Consider the following 20,211-nt stretch of genomic DNA (forward strand, 5'->3'; position numbering starts at 1 on the left):
CTCCGCAACCATGGGCAGACGTCTGGCGGACTGCAAGCGTTTCCTGGCCTGCAACCTGCTGCCGCTCGGCTTGCTGATGCTGCTCACGGGGATGTTCTGGATAGGCGATCGCGGCGACTATCACCGCCTGTTCTATGTGTTCGTCGCCACCCCGACGCTGATCGCGCTGTTCCTCCGCCCCTCGCCATGGCGGGCCCTGCTGGGCAACCCGCTGTTCATCTGCTTCGCGCTCTTCAGCCTGTACATGATGCTGACGCTGAGCTGGGCGGTCAGCCTCGACGACTCGCCCTCATCCCTGTTGAAACGGCCACTATTCATATCTCTGCTGTTCTTCTGCGTTGCGCTGGTCGCAATACAGCCGTCGTCGCGCCTGCAGCAGGTCCTGCACGCGGCCGCCTGGGTGGCCCTGCTCAGCGCCGTGCTGTCCCTTGGCTATTTCCTCTACAGCACGCGCCTGCACATCGCCGGCGAACGCTTCACCGGCTACGGCGCCCTCTACAACCCGTTGCTGAGCGCCCATGTCTACGGCGCATTCGCGACCATCTGGCTGGGGCGCTGGTTCCTGGCCCGCTCGCCACTCTCGCCGGCGCCGGTCGTCGCGCTGCTGATCCTGGGCTTCCTGCTGTTCGTCACCGGCTCGCGCACGCCACTGACCGGCATAGTCGCCGCCCTGCTCTGGCTGCTCGTCGCCTGCAACCCTCGCCGAGGCGGCATGGCCCTTGCCGCGCTGGTGCTGCTCTGCGCCATCCAGTTCTGGCTTTACCCCGAGCTGATCGTCGAGCGCGGCGTCTCCTACCGGCCGACCATCTGGCTGGACGCCCTGCGCCAGATCAGCGAACGCCCCTGGTTCGGCCATGGCTTCGGTCACCCCATCCACATACAGATTCCCGGTCTGCTCCTGGCCGACCCGCACAACATGGAGCTAGGTGTGCTCTATGCCGGCGGCGTCGTGGGCCTGGTGCTGTGGGTCGCGCTCTATGTCAGCGCCTTCGTCTTCGCCTGGCGCGAACGCCGCGACGCCGTGGTGCTGATCGCCTCGGGCTGGCTGGTCTTCGGGCTGGGCGCCGGGCTGACCGAAGGCATGGCCTTCCTGTCCCGGCCCAAGGAGCACTGGTTCCTGATCTGGCTGCCGCTGGCCTTCCTCTATGCGCAATGGGTGCGGCTGCGGCTGCAGCGCTCGTTCAGCGCAGCAGAAGGCGCAGGAGCCCCCTGAGAGTCTTGAGATTCCAGTAGCGCAGCGGCATGTCTCGCAACAGCTGCCTGGCCAGCACCTTGTCGCGGTTGGCGCACTTGAGGAACATCGAATTGCGGTAGCGCATGCAGACCTGCTCGTAGGCCGGATGGTCGCGGAACCGGGCATAGGTGCGCAGCATGTTGTCGACCATGAACGGCAGGTTCTTGTAGGTGTTGGTGGGGTGCTTGCGGTACTGCGCCAGGACCTCGCCGAGGATGTCGATGAAGTAGCCGGCGCGGGTGATGGTCAGCTCGATGTAGACGTCTTCCAGGCGGATTTCCGGATTGAAGCCGCCGACCTTCTCCAGCGCCTCGCGGCGGAACATCAGGGTCGCCGCCATGGGCCCCGGCTTGAGGTCGAGGAACATGTCCTCGAAATCCAGCCGGCGGAACGGCAGGTCGCGCTGGCGCTGTTCGCGCTCGGGCATGACCTGCCCGTGGGAGTCGATGATCTCGATGTTGCCAGCGCAGATACCCACTTCCGGCTTGCCACGCATGTACTCGACCTGCCGCTGGATGCGCTGCGGGAACATGATGTCGTCCGAGCCGAAGGGCACGATCAGGTTGCCGCGGGCCCGGGCTATCGTTTCGTTCAGCGTGCGGGAAAGCCCCTGGTTGGCCTGGATGCGCAGGTCGAAGCCCAGTTCCGCCTGCAAGCGGCGCAGCAGCTCGGGGCTGCCGTCGGAGGAGCCGTCGTCCACCACCAGCAGCTCGATGTGCGGGTAGGTCTGGGCGATAACGCTGCGGATGCTTGCCTCAATGTAAGCGGCATGGTTGTAGGAGGCGATGATGACGCTGACCAGTTCCTGGTCATCGCCTCTGTTGGAATCCGCCGTACGAGACAGCATTCGGTCGTTCCCCTTGAAAATGAAAGAAGTATGGCGCTCGATGGGCGCCTTGGCGGGAGTGGATCTCCCTTTGGCTGCGCCAGCCTAGCCCAGGAGGCTGCGCAGTTTGTCCAGCCATCCGGCCGGCGGGTGTGGACGCAAGGGTGGCGTCATCGCCTCGACGATGCGCGCCCCGATCTGGCTGAAGCCGAAGCCTTCCTCGGCCAGTTGGCGGCCCTGGGCGGCGATGCGCGCCGCCAGCTCAGGGTCCTCGCGCAGCACCTGCAGCTTGCGGCGCAGCTCGGGAATGTCGCGGTAGAACACCACGTTGCGCATGTCCATCAGGCCCAGCGCGCGGTTTTCCTCCTCGCCCTGGTCGTAGGCGAAAAGCACGCAGCCGCAGGCCATGGCCTCGAAGTTCTTGATCATGTACTCGCCCATGCCGACGTCCGCGCTGACGAAGAAGCGGATGCGGTTGAGCGTGTTCAGGTAGTCCTCGCCGGAGTTGGTCTTGGTGACCAGCAGGTTCTCCACCTTGCCCAGTTCGTCCAGCAGCGCCTTGCGTCCGCTGTAGGCGACGCTGCCGGTGCTGCCGACGAAGGCCAGCTCGATGTCGCGCTCGCGACCCAGGTCGTGGAGCAGGTCCTGGTCGTAGCCCTTGGGCACGAAGACGGCGTCGAAGCCCTCCTCGCGCAGGCGCCGGGCGACCACCGCGCCGGAGCTGATCACCCGCGCCCAGGGCATGCGCCGGTAGTGGGCGCTGAACTTGCCGGTGTACTTGCAGGGGATGTAGTTCTGGTAGGCATCGTGTTCGAGGATCACCAGGTTCGGCACGCTGGCGATGAAGGAAGCCTGGCGCATTTCCTTCTTGAAGCGCAGGAAGAACAGGATGCGGTCGTAGCGCGAGACGTCCACCTGCTCGCGGAAGTAGCGGCGCAGGTTGGCCTGCTCGTCGCTGCTCAGCCAGCGCAGGTCGCAGTCGCAGTGCTCGGCGATGCCGTCGTAGAGGCGGTCGAGAATGGCGCGTTGTTCTTTCTGGACCAGGAACAGGACTTTCAAGATTCACCCTTGGCGGCCGCGGCCGTCATTCGGAAACGCCACGCGTCAGCGCACGGACCATCGGCAGGCTCCAGAACTCCCGGCGCACGGCCTCGTCGGAGAAGCGCTCATGCAGGCGCTCGTCCATCAGCCGGGCGCAGGCCTCGCGCTGCTGCCGGTCGAGCGCCGCCAGGTGCGCCAGGCCCTGGGCCAGGGCCGCGTCGTCGCGCAGCGGGAAGAGGATGCCCAGGCCCTCGACGATTTCGCCGGCGCCACCGCCGGCGGTGGAGATCAGCGGCACGCCGGCGGCCATGGCCTCCAGCAGGACCATGCCGAAGGGCTCGTGGTCGGAGCTCAGGGCGAACACGTCGAAGGCCTTGAAGTAGCGCTTGGCGTCCGGCACCTGGCCGAGGAACAGCACGCGCTCGGCGATGCCAAGCTCGCGGGCCAGCGCCTTGAGGTCTTCCTCCAGGCGGCCCTTGCCGAGGATCGCCAGCAGCGCGTTCGGCGGCAGTTGCGGCAGGGCCGCGGCGAAGCCGCGCAGCAGCGTGGCCTGGTCCTTGTCCGGGTGCAGGCGGCCGACGTTGCCGACCACCCAGGCGTTGTCCGCCAGGCGCAGGTGCTGGCGCGCCGGGTAGCGCTCCACCTGCTCGGCCTGCAGGGCGTCGACGTCGACGCGGTTGTACAGCGTCTCGATGCGCTCCGCCGGCCAGGCCGGCAGGCACTGGCGCAGTTCGTCGCGCACGGCGTTGGACACCGCCAGCAAGCTCAGGCGCTTGGCGAACAGCTTGGCGAACAGCTTGCGGCCAAGCCGGCGGTAGTCACCGAAGCCATGGTGCACGCCGATCACCGGCAGGCGCGTGCCGAGCATGGCGACCCAGGTGGGCTTGAAGCGATGGGCGATGCAGAAGCGGAAGTCCCGCGAGCGGGCGATCTCGCGCAGGTCGCGGATGGCGCGCAGCTTGAGGCCGCGCACGTCCTTCGAGCTGTAGTCGAGGAACAGCACCTCGTCGCTGGCGCAGCCGGCGGCCACCTCGGCGTCGGGCGCCCCGGTGAGGAACACCGTGGTCACCCGGTAGCCGGTGCCGGCGAACAGGCTGGCGTACTGACGGGCGCAATCCAGGAAGGGCCCGTCATAGCCGTGGCAGAACTGCAGGACCCGCGGTTCAGCCGAGCGAGTCATAGGCCGCCGCGCCTTCCTTGACCACCAGGATGTCCTGCATGATCAGGTATTGCAGGTCCGAACCGTAGAACATGTTCAGCGCGTCGGTCGGCGAGCAGATCATCGGCTCGCCGCGGCGGTTCAGCGAGGTGTTCAGCGCCACGCCGTTGCCGGTGAGCTTCTCCAGCTCCTTCATCAGGTCGTAGTAGCGCGGGTTGAACTCGCGCTTGAGCACCTGGGCGCGGGAGGTGCCGTCCTCGTGGACGACTTCCGGCACGCGGGTCTTCCACTCTTCGTTGACCTCGAAGGTGAAGGTCATGAACGGCGCCGGGTGGTCGATCTTGAACATCTGCGGGCCGACGGTATCCAGCATCGACGGGCAGAAGGGCCGCCAGCGCTCGCGGAACTTGATCTGCGCGTTGATGCGGTCGGCCACGCCCGGCACGCTCGGGCAGCCGAGGATGGAGCGGCCGCCGAGGGCGCGCGGACCGAATTCCATGCGGCCCTGGAACCAGGCCACCGGGTTGCCGTCGGCCAGCACCTTGGCGATGGTTTCGGGCACGTTGTCGATCTTGCGCCAGGCCGGCTTGGCCTCGTGGCGGGCGCAGGCGGCGATGACGTCTTCGTTGCTGTAGGCCGGGCCGAGGTAGACGTGCTCCATCTTCTCCACCGGCACGCCGCGCTCCCAGGACACGTAGGCGGCGGCGCCCACCGCGGTGCCGGCGTCGCTGGCCGCGGGCTGCACGTACAGCTCCTTGACCTCGGGGCGGGCGATGATCTTCTGGTTCAGCTTGACGTTCAGCGCGCAGCCGCCGGCGAAGGCGATCTTGCCGGTTTCGCGGAGGATGTCGCCCAGGTAGTAGTCCATCATCTCCAGCGCCAGCTTCTCGAACAGCGCCTGGATGCTGGCGGCGTAGTGGATGTACGGGTCGTCGGCGATGTCGCCTTCGCGCTTGGGCCCCAGCCACTCGATCAGCTTGGGCGAGAAGTAGTAGCCCTTGCCCTTTTCCTTGTAGCGGCGGAAGCCGATGACGTTGGCGTACTCGGTGTTGATGATCAGCTCGCCGTTCTCGAACTTGGCCAGGCGCGAGAAATCGTACTTGCTGGCGTCGCCGTAGGGCGCCATGCCCATGACCTTGAACTCGCCGTCGAGCATGTCGAAGCCCAGGTACTCGGTCAGCGCGCCGTACAGCCCGCCCAGGGAGTCCGGGTCGTAGAACTCCTTGATCTTGTGGATCTTGCCGTTCTCGCCGTAGCCGAAGAAGGTGGTGGCGTACTCGCCCTTGCCGTCGATCCCGAGGATCGCGGTCTTCTCCTTGAAGCCGGAGCAGTGGTAGGCGCTGGAGGCGTGGGCCAGGTGGTGCTCCACCGGCTGGATCTTGACCTTCTTCAGGTCGAAGCCCAGTTGCTGCAGGCACCACTGGATGCGCTTGTAGTAGCGCTTGTAGCGGCGGTTGCCGAGCAGGATGGCGTCCAGCGCGCGGTCCGGGGCGTAGGCGTAGCGCTTGGCGTAGTGCCAGCGGGCCTTGCCGAACAGGCTGATGGGGGCGAAGGGAATGGCCACCACGTCGACGTCGGACGGCTTGATGCCGGCCTGCTCCAGGCAGAACTTGGCCGACTCGTAGGGCATGCGGTTCTTCGCGTGCTTGTCGCGGACGAAGCGCTCTTCTTCGACCGCCGCGACCAGCTTGCCGTCGATGTACAGGGCGGCGGAAGGGTCGTGGCTTACGGCGCCGGACAGGCCGAGGATGGTCAATGACACGGGTAAGAGCCTCTTTGAAAGCAGCTGGAAGCTTGAAGCCGGAAGCTTGAAGCAACAGCGATGTTCGTCATAGCCCCTGGGGGCCTTCGTCTTCCAGCGTCAAGCCTCGGGCTCGACGCTGGGATAAATTGTCTTAGAAGCAGCTGGAAGCTTGAAGCCGGAAGCTTGAAGCTTGAAGCCCAAAACACCAGCGCCAACCTCCAGGCTCTTGCTTTCAGCTTCCAGCTTCCAGCTTCCAGCTGCTCTTAGGTATTCGCTCATCCAGCAACCGGTGCAGCGCGCTGCCCTGCGGCCAGTTGCGCAGGAAACGTGCGCGGTCGCGGGCATAGGCGCGCTCGAAACCGGCCTGGCCGTGGTGCTTGTGCATGGCGTCGAGGTCGATCAGCGCCCAGCGCCCCGCATCGCCTTCCCCCTGCCAGAACAGGTTGTGGCCCTTGAGGTCGCCGTGGCTGATGCGCTCGCGCCGCAGCGCCGCGAACAGACTGTCCAGGGCCTTGAGTTCGGCCTCCGGCGGCATGCCGGCCCCGTCCGGATCGTCCAGATGGGGTTTGAAACGGGCAATTATATCCTGCCCGGCCAGGTAATCGGTAATCAGGAAGGCCGGCCCGCGCAGCCACAGCCAGCGCCGTTCCAGCACCGCCAGGGGTTTCGCGGTGGCGATGCCGAGGGCTTCCAGACGGTTGCCCTCGCGCCAGGAGGCCCAGGCGCGGCTGGGGCGCCAGAAGCGCTTGAGCCAGTGCAGCAGGTTCTTGATGTTGTAACGCTTGACTACCAGCGGGCGGCCATCCAGCTCCACTTTCGCCACGGTAGCGGCACCGCCGGTCTTGTAGACATGCCCCCGGTCAATGAAAGCGTCCGGCTCGGCCAGCAGCGGCGCCAGGCCGGCTTCTTCCTCGCGGCGCACCGCGCGCAGGCCGAAGGCGCCGCGGCGCACGCTGAACAGGCTGCAGTCGCGGCCGATCTTCTTCAGCAGGTCGGCGACGCGCCAGCGGCGCACCCGGGCGATCTCCTTCTGCAGGGCCTCCAGCGGCAGGGCGTGCTCGCCGTTGACCAGCAGGTAATGCACCAGCAGTTCTTCGAGGAAGGGGTCGAGGCTGGCCGGCAACTGGGCGAAGAACACTCCGAGGTTTTCCAGCACGTGCTTGCGCGACAGCGGCTGGCCGGGCGTCTCGGCGCGGATGCCGGCGCCGTCGATCAGGTACAGGCGGCCGGCGTGGCGCAGCAGGTTGTCCAGGTGCAGGTCTTCCTGCCAGAGGCCCTTGGCGTGCAGTTCGGCGATGGCCGCCAGGGCCTCGCCGAGCACCGCCTGCTGGGCGTCGGACAGCGCCGGCTCGGCTTCCACCGCGCGCCAGGCGTCGCCCAGGCTATGGGCATCGTCGAGGAATTCGAAGAGCAGCCAGCCGCCCTCGCCTTCGCGCAGGCCGTCGGCCAGCAGCAGCGGCGTGGTCAGGCCCTGTTCGGCGAGCAGGCGCACGCCGGCCAGCTCGCGCTGGAAGTGCCGCGCGGCCTTGCCGCCGACCAGCAGCTTGGCCAGCACCTGGCGCCCGCGCCAGTTGCCTGCGCCGACGTAGCGCCGGCCCGGCAGCACGCGCAGCAGGCTGTCCAGGCGCAGTTCGGCGGGGCCGGCGCCATCGGCCAGTTCCAGTCGCAGCGGCAGCGTCGGCTGGCGCCCGGCGCTTCGCATCTCGCCCAGCCTCACCCGCGTTTCTCCTTCTTGCGCCGACGCGCGCCCAGGCGCTTGTACCAGTGGTCCACCTCGGCGCCGCTGGCCGCGCTGCCCAGATAGGAGGCGAGCAGTTGACGCACGTCCACCTCGCTCCAGTCCGGCGCGCGGCGCAGCAGCGGCTCCAGGTCCTTGACGCGGTCGCGCAGGCCGAACCACAGCGGGCGGGTCTTCTCCAGGTCGATCAGGCAGGCCTGGAAGCCGTCCTCGGCTTCCCGCAGGAAGATGTGCTTGGGATAGAAGCAGCCGTGCATCTGCCCGGCCTCGTGCAGGCGCCGGGCGAGCATGCCGCAGGCGTGCAGGATGGCCTGGCGGCGCTCCGCCGGCAGGCCGGACCAGTCCTTCAGCCAGGCGTCCAGGTCGCGCCAGCCGTCCAGCGCGCGGGTCACCAGGATGGCGCGGCGCTCGCCGCCCTCGCGGCGTTCGCCGAAGAAGGCCGCCTGCAACGCCGGGATGCCCAGTTGCTGGTAGCGCTGGATGTTGCGGAACTCGCGGGCGAAGGTCGGCTCGCCGCCCGGGCGCAGCAGGCTGCGCGTGAGGTGGTTGCTCTGCCGCTTGAGGTAGTAGGCGCCGCCGTCCAGCTCCAGGCGGAACACGCAGCTCATGCCGCCGCGCTCGGTGTTGGGCTCGTCCACCGCCTCCAGCGGCAGCGTCCAGAGCGTGTCGAAGTCGGCCAGGCCCTGGCTGTGCAGGCGCTCGCGGTCGTCGTCGGCGATGAAGTCGTTCACTCGCGTCCCTCGTAGAAATGGGCGATGCGCCGCACGCGGACCTTGTCCGAGGCGTTCAGCCGCTCGCGCCGGCGGTACTGCAGGTAGAAGCGCAGGCGCTGGGTGGCGGAAAGGTGGTACTTGGCCACCTTGTCCAGGGTCGCCAGGTCCTTGGTCACGCGGTGGCGCAGCATGAAACTGACCCAGTAGTTGCCGATCGGGCAGTCGATGAAATACACGGTGCCGGCGGCGTCGACCAGGATGTTGCGCCACTTCAGGTCATTGTGGGTGAAGTGGTGGTCATGCATCAGCCGCGTGTGCGCCGCCAGCTGCCGGCTGACGTGGTCGACCCAGGCGCGGTCGCGCAGGCGCGGGTCGTCGCGCCGGGCCAGCGCGGCCAGGTCCTCGGTGCCCGGCACTTCGCGGGTGACCATGGCGCCGCGGACGAAGGCGCCGTGCTTGCGCTCCAGGCCCCAGGCCACCACTTCGGCGGTGGGGATGCCCCACTTGGCGAACTGCTTGAGGTTCTGCCACTCGGCCTTGATCCGCGGCCGCGCCAGGTAGCGGTGGTAACCCTTGCCGGCGCTGTTGTAGCGCTTGACGTAGTAGCGCACGCCGTCGCGCTCGACGCGGATCACTTCGGACTTGGGGTCCTTGGTCAGGCGCTCGCCCTCAAGGGCGAACACCGCATCCAGGCTGCCGAAGTCGGCGGACAGGTGGCGGTAGGCGGGTTCCAGGGTCCAGCCCGACATCAGAGCAGGTCTCCGTAGCGCTGCTTGCGATCGTAGAGTTTGGCGGCCTTGCGCTCCATCCAGGCGAGCAGAGCGGCCTCCTCGCGGAGGATGTCGCGCAGGGGCTTGCGGAAGTAACCGCGCAGGAAGCGTAGCTTGTCGCGTTGCGTCAGGCCGATGTCCAGCGCCGAGAAGTACAGCGCGGCCAGGTCCTTGTCGCGCCAGCGCCGCGGCGTGGCGGCGCGGGTCTGGGCGCGGTGCAGGTCGATCACCGACAGGCGCAGGTCGTCGGGCGTCGGCGGGCGGTCGGTGTGCAGCAGGAAGTGGCAGATGTAGCAGTCGCGATGGTTCACCCCGGCGCGGTGCATGGTGCCGACCATCTTCGCCACTTCGTCGATCAGCGCGCGCTTGAAGCGCGGCGCAGGCGGCTCGCGCAGCCAGTTCAGCGACAGCTGTTCGAGGTCGATGGTGGGGGCCAGTTCCTCGGTGACGATGAAGGAATGCTGGCGCGCCGGGTCGCTGCCGCGCTCGCCGTAGGCCACCGCGGTCATGGTCGCCACGCCGGCCTGGTGCAGGCGCTCCAGGGCGCGTTGCTCCTGGCCGGCGCCAAGCACCGGAAGCTTGGCGCTGAGCAGGTTCTTGAAGATTTCGCCCCAGCCGATGCCGCGGTGGATCTTGACGAAGTAGCCGCGGCCGTCGACCTCGGTGCGCAGGGTGCGGCGGCCTTCCAGCTCGCGGTAGACCTTGCCCTGCAGGCGCTCGACCTCGACGAAGGGGTCCTTGCCGGCCCACAGGCTCCTGAACGGCTCGCGCAACTCAAGCTTCATGGGCGCCCGCCTTTCGTAGGAGCCCGGGGAAGCCGGGGAGTGGGGTGTTCATGGGCGCTCCTGCAGGATCACGTCCGCGGCGTGCTGCGGCATGGAGTACAGGTCCGCCGTGTCGGCGAAGGCCAGGCCGTTGCGCGACCAGGCGGCGCGCGCCGCGTCGTCCCGGAGCATCTCCGCGAGCATGCGGTTGAAGGCGTCCTGCTCGAAGGGCGATGGCACCACGCGGCCGGCATCGGCTTCGGCTATGTAGTGGGCGTAGCCGCAGACGTCAGTGACCAGCACCGGCAGCCCGGCGACCACCGCCTCCAGCAGCACGGTGCCGGTGTTCTCGTTGTACGCCGGGTGGATCAGCAGGTCGGCGCCGAGCAGGAAGCGCGGGATGTCGCTGCGGCCCTTGAGGATCTGCACGTGGTCCGACAGGCCCAGGGCCTTGACCTGCAGCAGGAAGGGCTTGGGGTCGTCCTGGCCGATGGCGATCAGCCGGGTGCGCTTGCGCAGATCCCGCGGCAGCGCCGCCAGGGCCTTGAGGCTGCGATCCAGGCCCTTGGTCTTGAAGCCCGAACCGATCTGCACCAGCAGCAGGTCGTCGTCGGCCAGTTTGAATTCGCGGCGGAAGTCGGCGCGGATTTCCGCGGCGTTGGCCGGCGCGCGGCGGTCCAGGGCGATGCCCGGAGGCAACAGATGGAAGCGCTCGATCGGGGTGTGGTAGTGCTTGATGAACAGCGGCTGCTGCACCTCGGAGATCATCAGCACCTCGGTCTTCGACTCGGGGGCGAACACCGCCCGCTCGTAGTCGGCGAAGTGCTTGTAGCGGCCCCAGCGGCGGTAGATGGGGTTGCGCAGGGTCTGCGCCTTGTCTTCGAAGCAGCCGTCGGCGGCGTAGTAGACGTCGAGGCCCGGCATCTTGTTGAAGCCGATCACCCGGTCCACCGGGTCGCGCGCCAGGTCGGCGGCCAGCCAGGCGCTGAACTTCTCGTTGCGGCGGTGGTTGAACAGCGCCTTGACCGGCGCCACGCGCACGTCGAAGCCGGGCGGCACCTCGCCCTCCCAGATCGGCGTGTAGACACGGATGGAATGGCCGCGCTTCTGGCATTCCAGGGCGATGCGCATGAAGTCGCGCTGCAACCCGCCGAACGGGAAGTACTTGTACAGGACGAAAGCCAGTTTCATCGAAGCGTCTCCGGGGCCAGCAGCAGCGCCTCCAGTTGCAGCGCCACGCGCTGCGGGTTCAGGCGCGTGAAGCACAGGGGCTGCTCTTGCCGCAGGTCGAACTGGCGCTTGTCTTCGGCCGTCGGCTGGTAGGTGCAGGTCTTCTGCAGGCAGGGTGCGCAGGGCCAGTCGCTGGCCAGGTGCACCTGGGAACGCCCGTAGGCGCCGGTCAGCCCGGGATTGGTCGGGCCGAACAGCGACAGCGTCGGCACGTCCAGGGCGGCGGCCAGGTGTCCGAGCCCGGTGTCCACCGCCACGCAGGCGGAAGCGCCGGCCAGGACCTTGGCCATGCCTGCGAGGGATAACCTGGGGAGCACCGAGGCGTTTTCCAAGCCCTGGGCGATGCGCTCGGCGCGCTGGCGCTCGTTGTCGTTGCCCCAGGGCAGGCGCACCGACCAGCCGCGCTCGCCCATGCGCTCGGCCAGCTCGCGCCAGTAGGCCTCGGGCCAGTGCTTGGTGACCCAGGTGGTGCCGTGCAGGAAGACCAGATAAGGCTCGCCGGCGCTCCCGTCGATCAGCAGGCCGCGGTCCAGGCCGTAGTCGCCGACGCCCGCCGGCAGCGGGTAGTCCAGCGCCTGGGCGAACAGCTGGCGCACGCGCTCCACCGCGTGCTGGCCCCAGGCGACCGGGTAGCCGCGGTCGTAGAAGCGGCTGGCCGCCGGCTCGCGCGCGGATTCCCTGTCCAGCCCGGCGACCGGCACCTTCTTCGCGTAGCGCGTCAGCCAGGCGCTCTTGAGCAGGCCCTGGGCGTCGATCACCAGGTCGTAGTCGACCTCGCGCAGGCGCTTCTTGAAACGCCGCCACTCGCCGTTCTTCAGGGTCTGCCAGAGGTTCTTGCGCCAGCGCCGGATGGCCACCGGGATGACCTGGGCCACCGCCGGGTGCCAGGCCGGGATCTCGGCGAAGCCTTCCTCCACCACCCAGTCGAACTGGATGCCGGGGATGGCCCGGGCGGCGTCGGTGAGCGCCGGCAGGGTATGGATGACGTCGCCCAGGGACGACGTCTTGATCAGCAGTACCCTCATTCGACGTCGACCGGGTCCGCGACCAGGCGGTCGAGCGCCTGCAGCACCATCGACGGCGGCAGCTCGCGCAGGCAGTTGTAGTGGCCGAAGCGGCACACGCGGTCGAAGCAGGGGCTGCATTCCAGGCCCAGGCGGACGATTTCCACGGCATCGGCCAGCGGCGGGGTGAACTGCGGCGAGGTGGAGCCGTAGACCGCCACCAGCGGGCGGTTCAGCGCGGCGGCCACGTGCATCAGGCCGGAGTCGTTGCTGACCACGGCGCAGGCGCAGGACATCAGGTCGATGGCCTCGGCCAGGGCGGTTCCGCCGGCGAGGTTGACCGACTCCTCGCGCAGGCCGGGGATCAGCCGCGAGCGGATGTCCTCGCCGCCGGGGTGGTCGTTCTTCGAGCCGAAGATCCACACCTGCCAGCCGGCGCGGATCTTCGCCTCGGCGACCTTGGCATAGAACTCCGCCGGCCAGCGCTTGGCTTCGCCGAACTCGGCGCCGGGGCACAGCGCCAGCACCGGGCGGTCCAGGCTCAGGCCGAACTTGGCCAGGGCCGCGTCGCGGCTGGCCGGGTCGATGGCCAGGCGCGGTTGCGGGTAGGGCTTGGGCAGCTCGGCGCCCGGCGGGTAGGCCAGGGCCATGAAGCGCTCGATCATCAGCGGGTAGCGCGCCTTGTCGAGCTTGCGCACGTCGTTGAGCAGGCCGTAGCGCATCTCGCCCTTCCAGCCGGTGCGCCTGGCGATGCCGGCGAAGAACGGCACCAGCGCGGACTTGAGCGAGTTGGGCAGGAGGATCGCCTGGTCGTACTGGCCGGCCAGGGATTTGCCGATGCGCCGGCGCGCGGCGATGTCGAGCACGCCGTGGCCGAGCGGGAAGCTCAGGGCCTGGCGCACTTCGGGCATGCGTTCGAGGATCGGCCGGCTCCAGTCGGGCGCCAGCACGTCGATCTGGCAGTCGGGGTGTTCGCGCTTCAGGCACTCGAAGAGCGTCTGCGCCATCACCATGTCGCCGACCCAGGAGGGACCTACGATCAGAATGTTCATAAGCTGGAGGCTGAAAGCTCGAAGCTGGAAGCCTGTCTGGAACCGCGTTGGCTTCCGACTTCAGGCTTCCAGCTTCCGGCTCATTTGACCAGAGTGCGCCACTCCGGATGGGCGCTGGTCTTGCCGGTGACCAGGTCGAAGTAGGCCTTCTGCAGTCGCTCGGTCACCGGGCCGCGGCGGCCGATGCCGATCTGCCGGCCGTCCACCTCGCGGATCGGGGTGACTTCGGCGGCGGTGCCGGTGAAGAAGGCTTCGTCGGCGATGTACACCTCGTCGCGGGTGATGCGCTTCTCCACCACCTTGATGCCCAGCTCGTCGGCCAGGGTCAGCACGGTGTTGCGGGTGATGCCGTTCAGGCAGGCGGTGACTTCCGGGGTGTAGATCACGCCGTCCTTGATGATGAAGATGTTCTCGCCCGAGCCCTCGGCCACGTAGCCTTCGGGGTCCAGCATCATGGCCTCGTCGGCGCCGCCGGAGATGGCTTCCTGCAGGGCCAGCATCGAGTTGATGTAGGCGCCGTTGGACTTGGCGCGGGTCATGGAGATGTTCACGTGGTGGCGGGTGAAGGAGCTGGTGCGCACCTTGATGCCCTGCTCCAGGGCGTCGTCGCCCATGTAGGCGCCCCAGTGCCAGGCGGCGACGATCACGTGGACCTTCAGGCCGGCGGCGCGCAGGCCCATGCCTTCGCTTCCGTAGAACACCATCGGACGGATGTAGGCGCTTTCCAGGTTGTTCTCGCGGACCGCGGCGCGGGTCGCTTCGTTGATCTCTTCCTTGGTGAACGGCATCTTCATGTTCATGATGTGCGCCGAGTCGAAGAGACGGTCGGTGTGGGCCTGCAGGCGGAAGATCGCGGTGCCCTGCGGGGTGTTGTAGGCGCGCACGCCCTCGAACACGCCCATGCCGTAGTGCAGGGTGTGGGTCAGAACGTGGGTGGTCGCGTCGCGCCACTGCACCAGTTCGCCGTCATACCAGATCACGCCATCACGATCGGCCATCGACATATTTGCCAGCTCCTCACAGAAATTCGTCGTCCGGTCGCCGCGGAACCCAGCCCCGCCGGCGACCTGTGCGTACTGCCCGGGATCAGGCGAGCTCGAGCTCGCGCCAGATCCGCATCACTCCGCGGCGTTCTTCATGGAAACGGTCGCCGCCCACTACCCCTGGCTGTTTCTGCAGCGCCAGACGGTGCGCGGCTGCGCGATAGGCCTTGTAGGCCTCCTGCAGGAAACGGACGTCCTCGCTGGCGATCAGGCCAGCCCGCTCCAACCCTTCCAGGATGCGGATGTTGTCGGTGAACTGCAGCAACCCAGGGTGCTGCCACGACCAGGCAAGGGCCGCATATTGCACCATAAATTCGATATCGACGATACCACCGGCATCCTGCTTGAGATCGAAGGGCGCCGCGGCTTCGAAGGCATTCGGCGCGGTGCCGGCGGCGGTCGCGGGGGTGCCCAGGTTGTCGCGCATCTTGGCGCGCATCTCGCTGACTTCCCGGCGCAGCTCGGCCAGGTCGCGATGGCGCCCCACCACCGCGGCGCGGATGCCCTCGAAGGCCTCGGCCACCCGCGCGCTGCCGGCCAGCACGCGGGCGCGCACCAGGGCCTGGTGCTCCCAGGTCCAGGCCTCGTTCTGCTGGTAGGCCTGGAAAGCCGCCAGCGAACTCACCAGCAGGCCGGCGGCGCCGCTGGGGCGCAGGCGCATGTCCACCTCGTAGAGCGCGCCGGAAGTGGTCTGGGTGGTGAGGAAGTGGATGATCTTCTGCCCCAGGCGAGTGAAGAACTGCGAGCCGTCGATGGGCTTGGCGCCGTCGGTCTCGCGCTGCGGGTCGCCGTCGTGGATGAACACCAGGTCCAGGTCCGAGCCGTGGCCCAGCTCCAGGCCGCCGACCTTGCCGTAGCCGACGATGATGAAGTCGGTGTCGCAGGGCGTACCGTCGGCGCGCAGCGGTCGGCCGTGGCGCTGCACCAGTTGGTGCCAGGCCAGGGCCAGGACCTGTTCGAGGATGGCCTCGGCGAGCCAGGTCAGGTAGTCGCTGACCTTCATCAGCGGCAGGGTGCCGGCAATCTCCGAGGCCACCACGCGCAGGCCGTGGGCCAGCTTGAAGTGACGGAGGGTCTCCATCTGCTGTTCGAGGTCGTCCTCGGGGATGCGCATCAGCCGCTCGCGCAGCTCGGCGATCAGCTCCGGCGCCTGCGGCGGACTGAGCAGGCGCCCTTCATTAAGCAGCTCGTCCAGCAGAATGGGGAACTTGGCGATCTGCTCGGCCACCATCGGGCTGGCCGCGCACAGCGTCAGCAGGCGCTCCAGGGCGCCGGGGTTCTCGGTGAGCAGCACCAGGTAGGCCGAGCGCCGCGCCACCGCCTCCACCAGGGGCAGCACGCGCTCCAGGGTCAGGTCCGGTTTCTCGTGCTCGGCGAGCATGTTCAGCAGCCGCGGGACGAAGGCGTCCAGGCGCTCGCGGCCCAGGCGCTGCATGGCGCGCACCTGGTTGCCGTGGCGCAGGTCGATGAGCCGCTTGAAGGCCGCCGCCGGCTCGGCGAACCCGGCCTCGGCCAGTTGCCGGCAGGCGGACTCCTCGTCCATCTGCTCTTCCCATAGCGGCAGCCACTCGGCGCCAGGGGTGGCGCCCTCGTTCTCGCCGCTCTCGTCCTCGTCGGGGTCGGCGATCACCTGGCGGAAGTGCCAGTCGACGCGCTCGCGCCAGTGGTTGATCGCCTCGTGGAACGCCGACCAGTTGGCGAAGCCCATGATGAAGGCGACGCGGATGCGCGACAGCTCGTCCTCCGGCAGCATCTGCGTCTGCCGGTCGTCGATGGCCTGCAGGGCGTGCTCGGCGTAGCGCAGGAACTGGTAGCCCTCGCGCAGCTCGGCAATCACCTGCGGCGGCAGGTAGCCCTGCCCTTCGAGTGTCGCCAGCACCCGCAGCAGCGGCCGCTGCTGCAGGCTCAGGTCGCGGCCGCCGTGGATCAGCTGGAAGGCCTGGGCGATGAACTCCACCTCGCGGATGCCGCCGGCGCCGAGCTTGATGTTTTCGCTCATGCCCTTGCGCCGCACTTCCTGCTGGATCAGTTGCTTCATGCTGCGCAGCGCCTCGATGGCCGAGAAGTCCAGGTAGCGCCGGTAGACGAACGGCCGCAGCAGCTCCAGCAGGCGCTGGCCGGCGTCCTGGTCGCCGCCGACCACCCGCGCCTTGATCATGGCGTAGCGCTCCCAGTCGCGGCCCTGGTCCTGGTAGTACTGCTCCAGCGCGGCGAAGCTGTGCACCAGCGGACCGCTGGAGCCGTAGGGGCGCAGGCGCATGTCGACGCGGAAGACGAAACCTTCGACGGTGATGGCGTCCAGCGCCTTGATCAGCTTCTGCCCCAGGCGGGTGAAGAACTCCTGGTTATCCAGGGCACGGCGGGCGCCCTGGGTCTCGCCGCCCTCGGGGTAGCCGAAGATCAGGTCGATGTCCGAGGACAGGTTCAGCTCGCCGGCGCCCAGCTTGCCCATGCCCAGCACCACCAGTTGCTGCGGCAGGCCGGAGCGGTGGCCGATGGGGGTGCCGAACTGCTGGCAGTGCCTTTCGTAGAGCCAGCGGTAGGCCAGGTCGATGCAGTTATCGGCGAGGTCCGACAGGTCGCGGCAGGTGCCGGCCAGGTCGCTGCCGCGGGTCAGGTCGCGCCAGACGATGCGTATCTGCTGGCGCCGGCGGAAGCGGCGCAGGCGGCGGCCCAGTTCGTCCTCGTCGGCGCAGTCGGCCAGCAGCGCCTCCAGTTGCGCGCGCATCTCGCCGCGCTCCAGCGGCCGGCCCAGCTGGCCGCTGGCCACCAGTTCGAGGAAGCCCGCGGCATCGCGCGCCGCCTGCTCGGCGACGAAGTCGCTGGCGGCGCAGACCTGGGCGAAGTCGGCGTGGCGCTCGGCGGACCACTGCTCATAAAGGGCGGCGTTTTCGGCGGGAAGATCGGCTACGGCGGTGCTGAAGGTCTGCCCCGCGCGCTCGGCGAGGGGCTTCAAGGTGGCCGGCAAGGCGGCCCGGGACGGCAGAGTCATGCATCGATCCTGATGAACGGCAACCCCGCGGAAGCCCCGCCATTCGGGCGCCTGTAGTTTTACTACTAACTTTTTTCGCCCAAGGGCTGTATCCAGTCGCGTTTTGTAGTAAAACTACAACCCGCCGGAACCACCCCCGGTGCACTTCCAAGAATTCGCGGCGTCGCCCACGAGGCCGGCGCTGCTATCGGCAACGATCTACTGGCTTTCGATTCTGGAAGCCTTTCCGCCCTGGAGCAAGCCATGCAAGACCTTGATCCCGTCGAAACCCAGGAATGGCTGGACGCCCTGGAATCGGTCCTGGACCGTGAAGGTGAAGACCGCGCCCACTACCTGATGACCCGCATGGGCGAGCTGGCCAGCCGGTCCGGCACCCAACTGCCCTACGCCATCACCACGCCCTACCGCAACACCATCCCGGTGACCCACGAAGCACGCATGCCCGGCGACCTGTTCATGGAACGCCGCATTCGCTCGCTGGTGCGCTGGAACGCGCTGGCCATGGTGATGAAGGCAAACAAGCACGACCCGGATCTGGGCGGCCACATCTCCTCCTTCGCTTCCTCGGCGACGCTCTACGACATCGGCTTCAACTACTTCTTCCAGGCCCCGACCGAAGAACACGGCGGCGACCTGGTGTTCTTCCAGGGCCACGCCTCCCCCGGCGTGTACGCCCGCGCCTTCCTCGAAGGCCGCATCAGCGAAGACCAACTGAACAACTTCCGCCAGGAAGTGGACGGCCACGGCCTGTCCTCCTACCCGCACCCCTGGCTGATGCCGGACTTCTGGCAGTTCCCCACCGTGTCCATGGGCCTGGGCCCGATCCAGGCGATCTACCAGGCGCGCTTCATGAAGTACCTGGAGAGCCGCGGCTTCATCCCCGCCGGCAAGCAGAAGGTCTGGTGCTTCATGGGCGACGGCGAGTGCGACGAGCCCGAATCCCTGGGCGCCATCTCCCTGGCCGGCCGCGAGAAGCTGGACAACCTGATCTTCGTCATCAACTGCAACCTGCAGCGCCTCGACGGCCCGGTGCGCGGCAACGGCAAGATCATCCAGGAACTCGAAGGCGTGTTCCGCGGCGCCGAGTGGAACGTCAACAAGGTCATCTGGGGCCGCTTCTGGGACCCGCTGTTCGCCAAGGACACCGCCGGCCTGCTGCAGGCGCGCATGGATGAAGTCATCGACGGCGAATACCAGAACTACAAGGCGAAAGACGGCGCCTACGTGCGCGAGCACTTCTTCGGTGCGCGTCCGGAGCTGCTGGAGATGGTCAAGGACCTCTCCGACGAGGAAATCTGGAAGCTCAACCGTGGCGGCCACGACCCCTACAAGGTCTATGCGGCCTACCACCAGGCGGTCAACCACAAGGGCCAGCCGACCGTCATCCTGGCCAAGACCATCAAGGGCTATGGCACCGGCTCGGGCGAAGCGAAGAACATCGCGCACAACGTCAAGAAGGTCGACGTCGAGAGCCTGAAGTCGTTCCGCGACAAGTTCGACATCCCGATCAAGGATGCCGACCTGGAAAACCTGCCGTTCTACCGCCCCGAAGAAGGCAGCGCCGAGGCCAAGTACCTGGCCGAGCGCCGCGCCGCCCTGGGTGGCTACATGCCGGTGCGCCGGCAGAAGAGCTTCCAGGTCCCGGTTCCCCCGCTGGACACCCTCAAGGCCATCCTCGACGGCTCGGGCGACCGCGAAATCTCCACCACCATGGCCTTCGTGCGGATCATCTCGCAGCTGGTCAAGGACAAGGAGCTCGGCCCGCGCATCGTGCCGATCGTGCCCGACGAAGCCCGTACCTTCGGCATGGAAGGCATGTTCCGCCAGCTCGGCATCTATTCCTCCGTCGGCCAGCTGTACGAGCCGGTGGACAAGGACCAGGTGATGTTCTATCGCGAGGACAAGAAGGGCCAGATCCTCGAGGAAGGCATCAACGAGGCCGGCGCCATGTCCAGCTGGATCGCCGCCGGCACCTCGTACTCCACCCACAACCAGCCGATGCTGCCGTTCTACATCTTCTATTCGATGTTCGGCTTCCAGCGCATCGGCGACCTGGCCTGGGCCGCCGGCGACAGCCGCGCCCACGGCTTCCTGGTCGGCGGCACCGCCGGGCGCACCACCCTGAACGGCGAAGGCCTGCAGCACGAGGACGGCCACAGCCACATCCTGGCCTCGACCATCCCCAACTGCCGCACCTACGATCCGACCTATGCCTACGAGCTGGCGGTGATCATCCGCGAAGGCGCGCGGCAGATGATCGAAGAGCAGCAGGACATCTTCTACTACATCACCGTGATGAACGAGAACTACGTCCAGCCGGCCATGCCCAAGGGCGTGGAGGAAGGCATCATCAAGGGCATGTACCTGCTCGACGAGGACAAGAAGGACGCCGCTCACCACGTGCAGCTGCTGGGCTCGGGCACCATCCTGCGCGAAGTGGAAGCCGCGGCGAAGATCCTCCGCGAGGACTTCGGCATCGGCGCCGACGTCTGGTCGGTCCCCAGCTTCAACGAGCTGCGCCGCGACGGCCTGGCCGTGGAGCGCTGGAACCGCCTGCACCCGGGCCAGAAGCCCAAGCTGAGCTACGTCGAGGAATGCCTGGGCGGCCGCAAGGGCCCGGTCATCGCCTCCACCGACTACATGAAGCTGTACGCCGAGCAGATCCGCCAGTGGGTCCCGAGCAAGGAGTACAAGGTCCTGGGCACCGACGGCTTCGGCCGCAGCGACAGCCGTCGCAAGCTGCGTGACTTCTTCGAAGTGGACCGCCGCTGGGTCGTCCTGGCCGCGCTGGAAGCCCTGGCCGACCGTGGCGACATCGACGCCAAGGTGGTGGCCGAGGCCATCGCCAAGCTCGATATCGACCCGGAAAAACGCAACCCGCTGGACTGCTGAGGAGACGCA

At 67.8% G+C, this 20,211-nt stretch carries 15 protein-coding genes; 2 read left to right on the forward strand and 13 right to left on the reverse strand.

Going from position 1 to position 20,211, the window contains the following annotated elements; translation table 11 throughout:
• Positions 1-10: 10 nt before the first annotated feature.
• Positions 11-1,213 (forward strand): O-antigen ligase family protein, encoded by a 1,203-nt coding sequence (locus RN02_RS22420; protein ID WP_043316945.1) that lies wholly within the window; start codon positions 11-13, stop codon positions 1,211-1,213.
• Here the strand turns inward: RN02_RS22420 and RN02_RS22425 are convergent.
• The 13 genes from RN02_RS22425 to glnE all read right to left on the reverse strand — a co-directional run bounded on the left by RN02_RS22425 (position 1,182) and on the right by glnE (position 17,310).
• A complete protein-coding gene (locus tag RN02_RS22425) occupies positions 1,182-2,081 on the reverse strand; it encodes a glycosyltransferase family 2 protein (RefSeq protein ID WP_043316946.1) in 900 nt (299 codons plus the stop codon). The two genes, RN02_RS22420 and RN02_RS22425, sit on opposite strands and share 32 nt — an antisense overlap.
• Before the next feature lie 84 nt (positions 2,082-2,165).
• Positions 2,166-3,119, reverse strand: coding sequence for a glycosyltransferase family protein (locus tag RN02_RS22430; RefSeq protein WP_043316948.1), 954 nt, complete (start codon positions 3,117-3,119; stop codon positions 2,166-2,168).
• Between the two features lie 25 nt (positions 3,120-3,144).
• On the reverse strand, positions 3,145-4,281 hold the full coding sequence (locus RN02_RS22435) for a glycosyltransferase (protein ID WP_043316950.1): 1,137 nt from the start codon (positions 4,279-4,281) through the stop codon (positions 3,145-3,147).
• Positions 4,265-6,022 carry a carbamoyltransferase family protein gene (locus RN02_RS22440; RefSeq protein WP_043316953.1) on the reverse strand — a complete coding sequence of 586 codons (1,758 nt, stop codon included), beginning with the start codon at positions 6,020-6,022 and terminating at the stop codon, positions 4,265-4,267. Before RN02_RS22440 ends, RN02_RS22435 begins: the two co-directional genes overlap by 17 nt.
• Positions 6,023-6,236: 214 nt before the next feature.
• Positions 6,237-7,721: a lipopolysaccharide kinase InaA family protein gene (locus RN02_RS22445; protein WP_043316955.1), complete on the reverse strand. Its 1,485-nt coding sequence runs from the start codon at positions 7,719-7,721 to the stop codon at positions 6,237-6,239.
• Entirely contained in the window at positions 7,718-8,473 is a 756-nt protein-coding gene (locus RN02_RS22450) for a lipopolysaccharide kinase InaA family protein (protein ID WP_043316957.1), read from the reverse strand. The genes RN02_RS22445 and RN02_RS22450 overlap by 4 nt, the downstream gene beginning before the upstream one ends.
• Positions 8,470-9,204 (reverse strand): lipopolysaccharide kinase InaA family protein, encoded by a 735-nt coding sequence (locus tag RN02_RS22455; protein WP_043316960.1) that lies wholly within the window; start codon positions 9,202-9,204, stop codon positions 8,470-8,472. The genes RN02_RS22450 and RN02_RS22455 overlap by 4 nt, the downstream gene beginning before the upstream one ends.
• Complete coding sequence (rfaP, locus tag RN02_RS22460) at positions 9,204-10,010, reverse strand: lipopolysaccharide core heptose(I) kinase RfaP (RefSeq protein WP_043316963.1); 807 nt, start codon at positions 10,008-10,010, stop codon at positions 9,204-9,206. Before rfaP ends, RN02_RS22455 begins: the two co-directional genes overlap by 1 nt.
• A 48-nt stretch (positions 10,011-10,058) precedes the next feature.
• Positions 10,059-11,180, reverse strand: a complete 1,122-nt coding sequence (locus RN02_RS22465) for a glycosyltransferase family 4 protein (RefSeq protein ID WP_043316965.1) — start codon at positions 11,178-11,180, stop codon at positions 10,059-10,061.
• Entirely contained in the window at positions 11,177-12,244 is a 1,068-nt protein-coding gene (waaC, locus tag RN02_RS22470) for a lipopolysaccharide heptosyltransferase I (protein ID WP_043316968.1), read from the reverse strand. Before waaC ends, RN02_RS22465 begins: the two co-directional genes overlap by 4 nt.
• The gene (gene waaF, locus RN02_RS22475) at positions 12,241-13,275 is read right to left on the reverse strand and encodes a lipopolysaccharide heptosyltransferase II (RefSeq protein ID WP_043316971.1); all 1,035 of its coding nucleotides are present in this window, start codon (positions 13,273-13,275) and stop codon (positions 12,241-12,243) included. Before waaF ends, waaC begins: the two co-directional genes overlap by 4 nt.
• Before the next feature lie 80 nt (positions 13,276-13,355).
• Positions 13,356-14,279 (reverse strand): branched-chain-amino-acid transaminase, encoded by a 924-nt coding sequence (gene ilvE / locus RN02_RS22480; RefSeq protein ID WP_043316973.1) that lies wholly within the window; start codon positions 14,277-14,279, stop codon positions 13,356-13,358.
• Positions 14,280-14,361: 82 nt separating this feature from the next.
• The gene (gene glnE / locus RN02_RS22485; RefSeq protein ID WP_043316975.1) at positions 14,362-17,310 is read right to left on the reverse strand and encodes a bifunctional [glutamate--ammonia ligase]-adenylyl-L-tyrosine phosphorylase/[glutamate--ammonia-ligase] adenylyltransferase; all 2,949 of its coding nucleotides are present in this window, start codon (positions 17,308-17,310) and stop codon (positions 14,362-14,364) included.
• Between the two features lie 243 nt (positions 17,311-17,553).
• On the opposite strand from glnE, the gene aceE reads away from it, so the two are divergent.
• Complete coding sequence (gene aceE / locus RN02_RS22490; RefSeq protein ID WP_043316977.1) at positions 17,554-20,202, forward strand: pyruvate dehydrogenase (acetyl-transferring), homodimeric type; 2,649 nt, start codon at positions 17,554-17,556, stop codon at positions 20,200-20,202.
• Positions 20,203-20,211: the final 9 nt, after the last annotated feature.

It is taken from the genome of Pseudomonas sp. PI1 (genome assembly GCF_000812405.1).
Lineage (GTDB): Bacteria > Pseudomonadota > Gammaproteobacteria > Pseudomonadales > Pseudomonadaceae > Pseudomonas > Pseudomonas citronellolis.

What these genes read in the sequence shown, in the direction of transcription:
- waaC (WP_043316968.1), bottom strand. Translation starts at nt 12,244, where the DNA reads ATGAGGGTACTGCTGATCAAGACGTCGTCCCTGGGCGACGTCATCCAT.
- RN02_RS22435 (WP_043316950.1), bottom strand. Translation starts at nt 4,281, where the DNA reads ATGACTCGCTCGGCTGAACCGCGGGTCCTGCAGTTCTGCCACGGCTAT.
- rfaP (WP_043316963.1), bottom strand. Translation starts at nt 10,010, where the DNA reads ATGAAGCTTGAGTTGCGCGAGCCGTTCAGGAGCCTGTGGGCCGGCAAG.
- RN02_RS22420 (WP_043316945.1), top strand. Translation starts at nt 11, where the DNA reads ATGGGCAGACGTCTGGCGGACTGCAAGCGTTTCCTGGCCTGCAACCTG.
- ilvE (WP_043316973.1), bottom strand. Translation starts at nt 14,279, where the DNA reads ATGTCGATGGCCGATCGTGATGGCGTGATCTGGTATGACGGCGAACTG.
- waaF (WP_043316971.1), bottom strand. Translation starts at nt 13,275, where the DNA reads ATGAACATTCTGATCGTAGGTCCCTCCTGGGTCGGCGACATGGTGATG.
- RN02_RS22455 (WP_043316960.1), bottom strand. Translation starts at nt 9,204, where the DNA reads ATGTCGGGCTGGACCCTGGAACCCGCCTACCGCCACCTGTCCGCCGAC.
- glnE (WP_043316975.1), bottom strand. Translation starts at nt 17,310, where the DNA reads ATGACTCTGCCGTCCCGGGCCGCCTTGCCGGCCACCTTGAAGCCCCTC.
- aceE (WP_043316977.1), top strand. Translation starts at nt 17,554, where the DNA reads ATGCAAGACCTTGATCCCGTCGAAACCCAGGAATGGCTGGACGCCCTG.
- RN02_RS22465 (WP_043316965.1), bottom strand. Translation starts at nt 11,180, where the DNA reads ATGAAACTGGCTTTCGTCCTGTACAAGTACTTCCCGTTCGGCGGGTTG.
- RN02_RS22425 (WP_043316946.1), bottom strand. Translation starts at nt 2,081, where the DNA reads ATGCTGTCTCGTACGGCGGATTCCAACAGAGGCGATGACCAGGAACTG.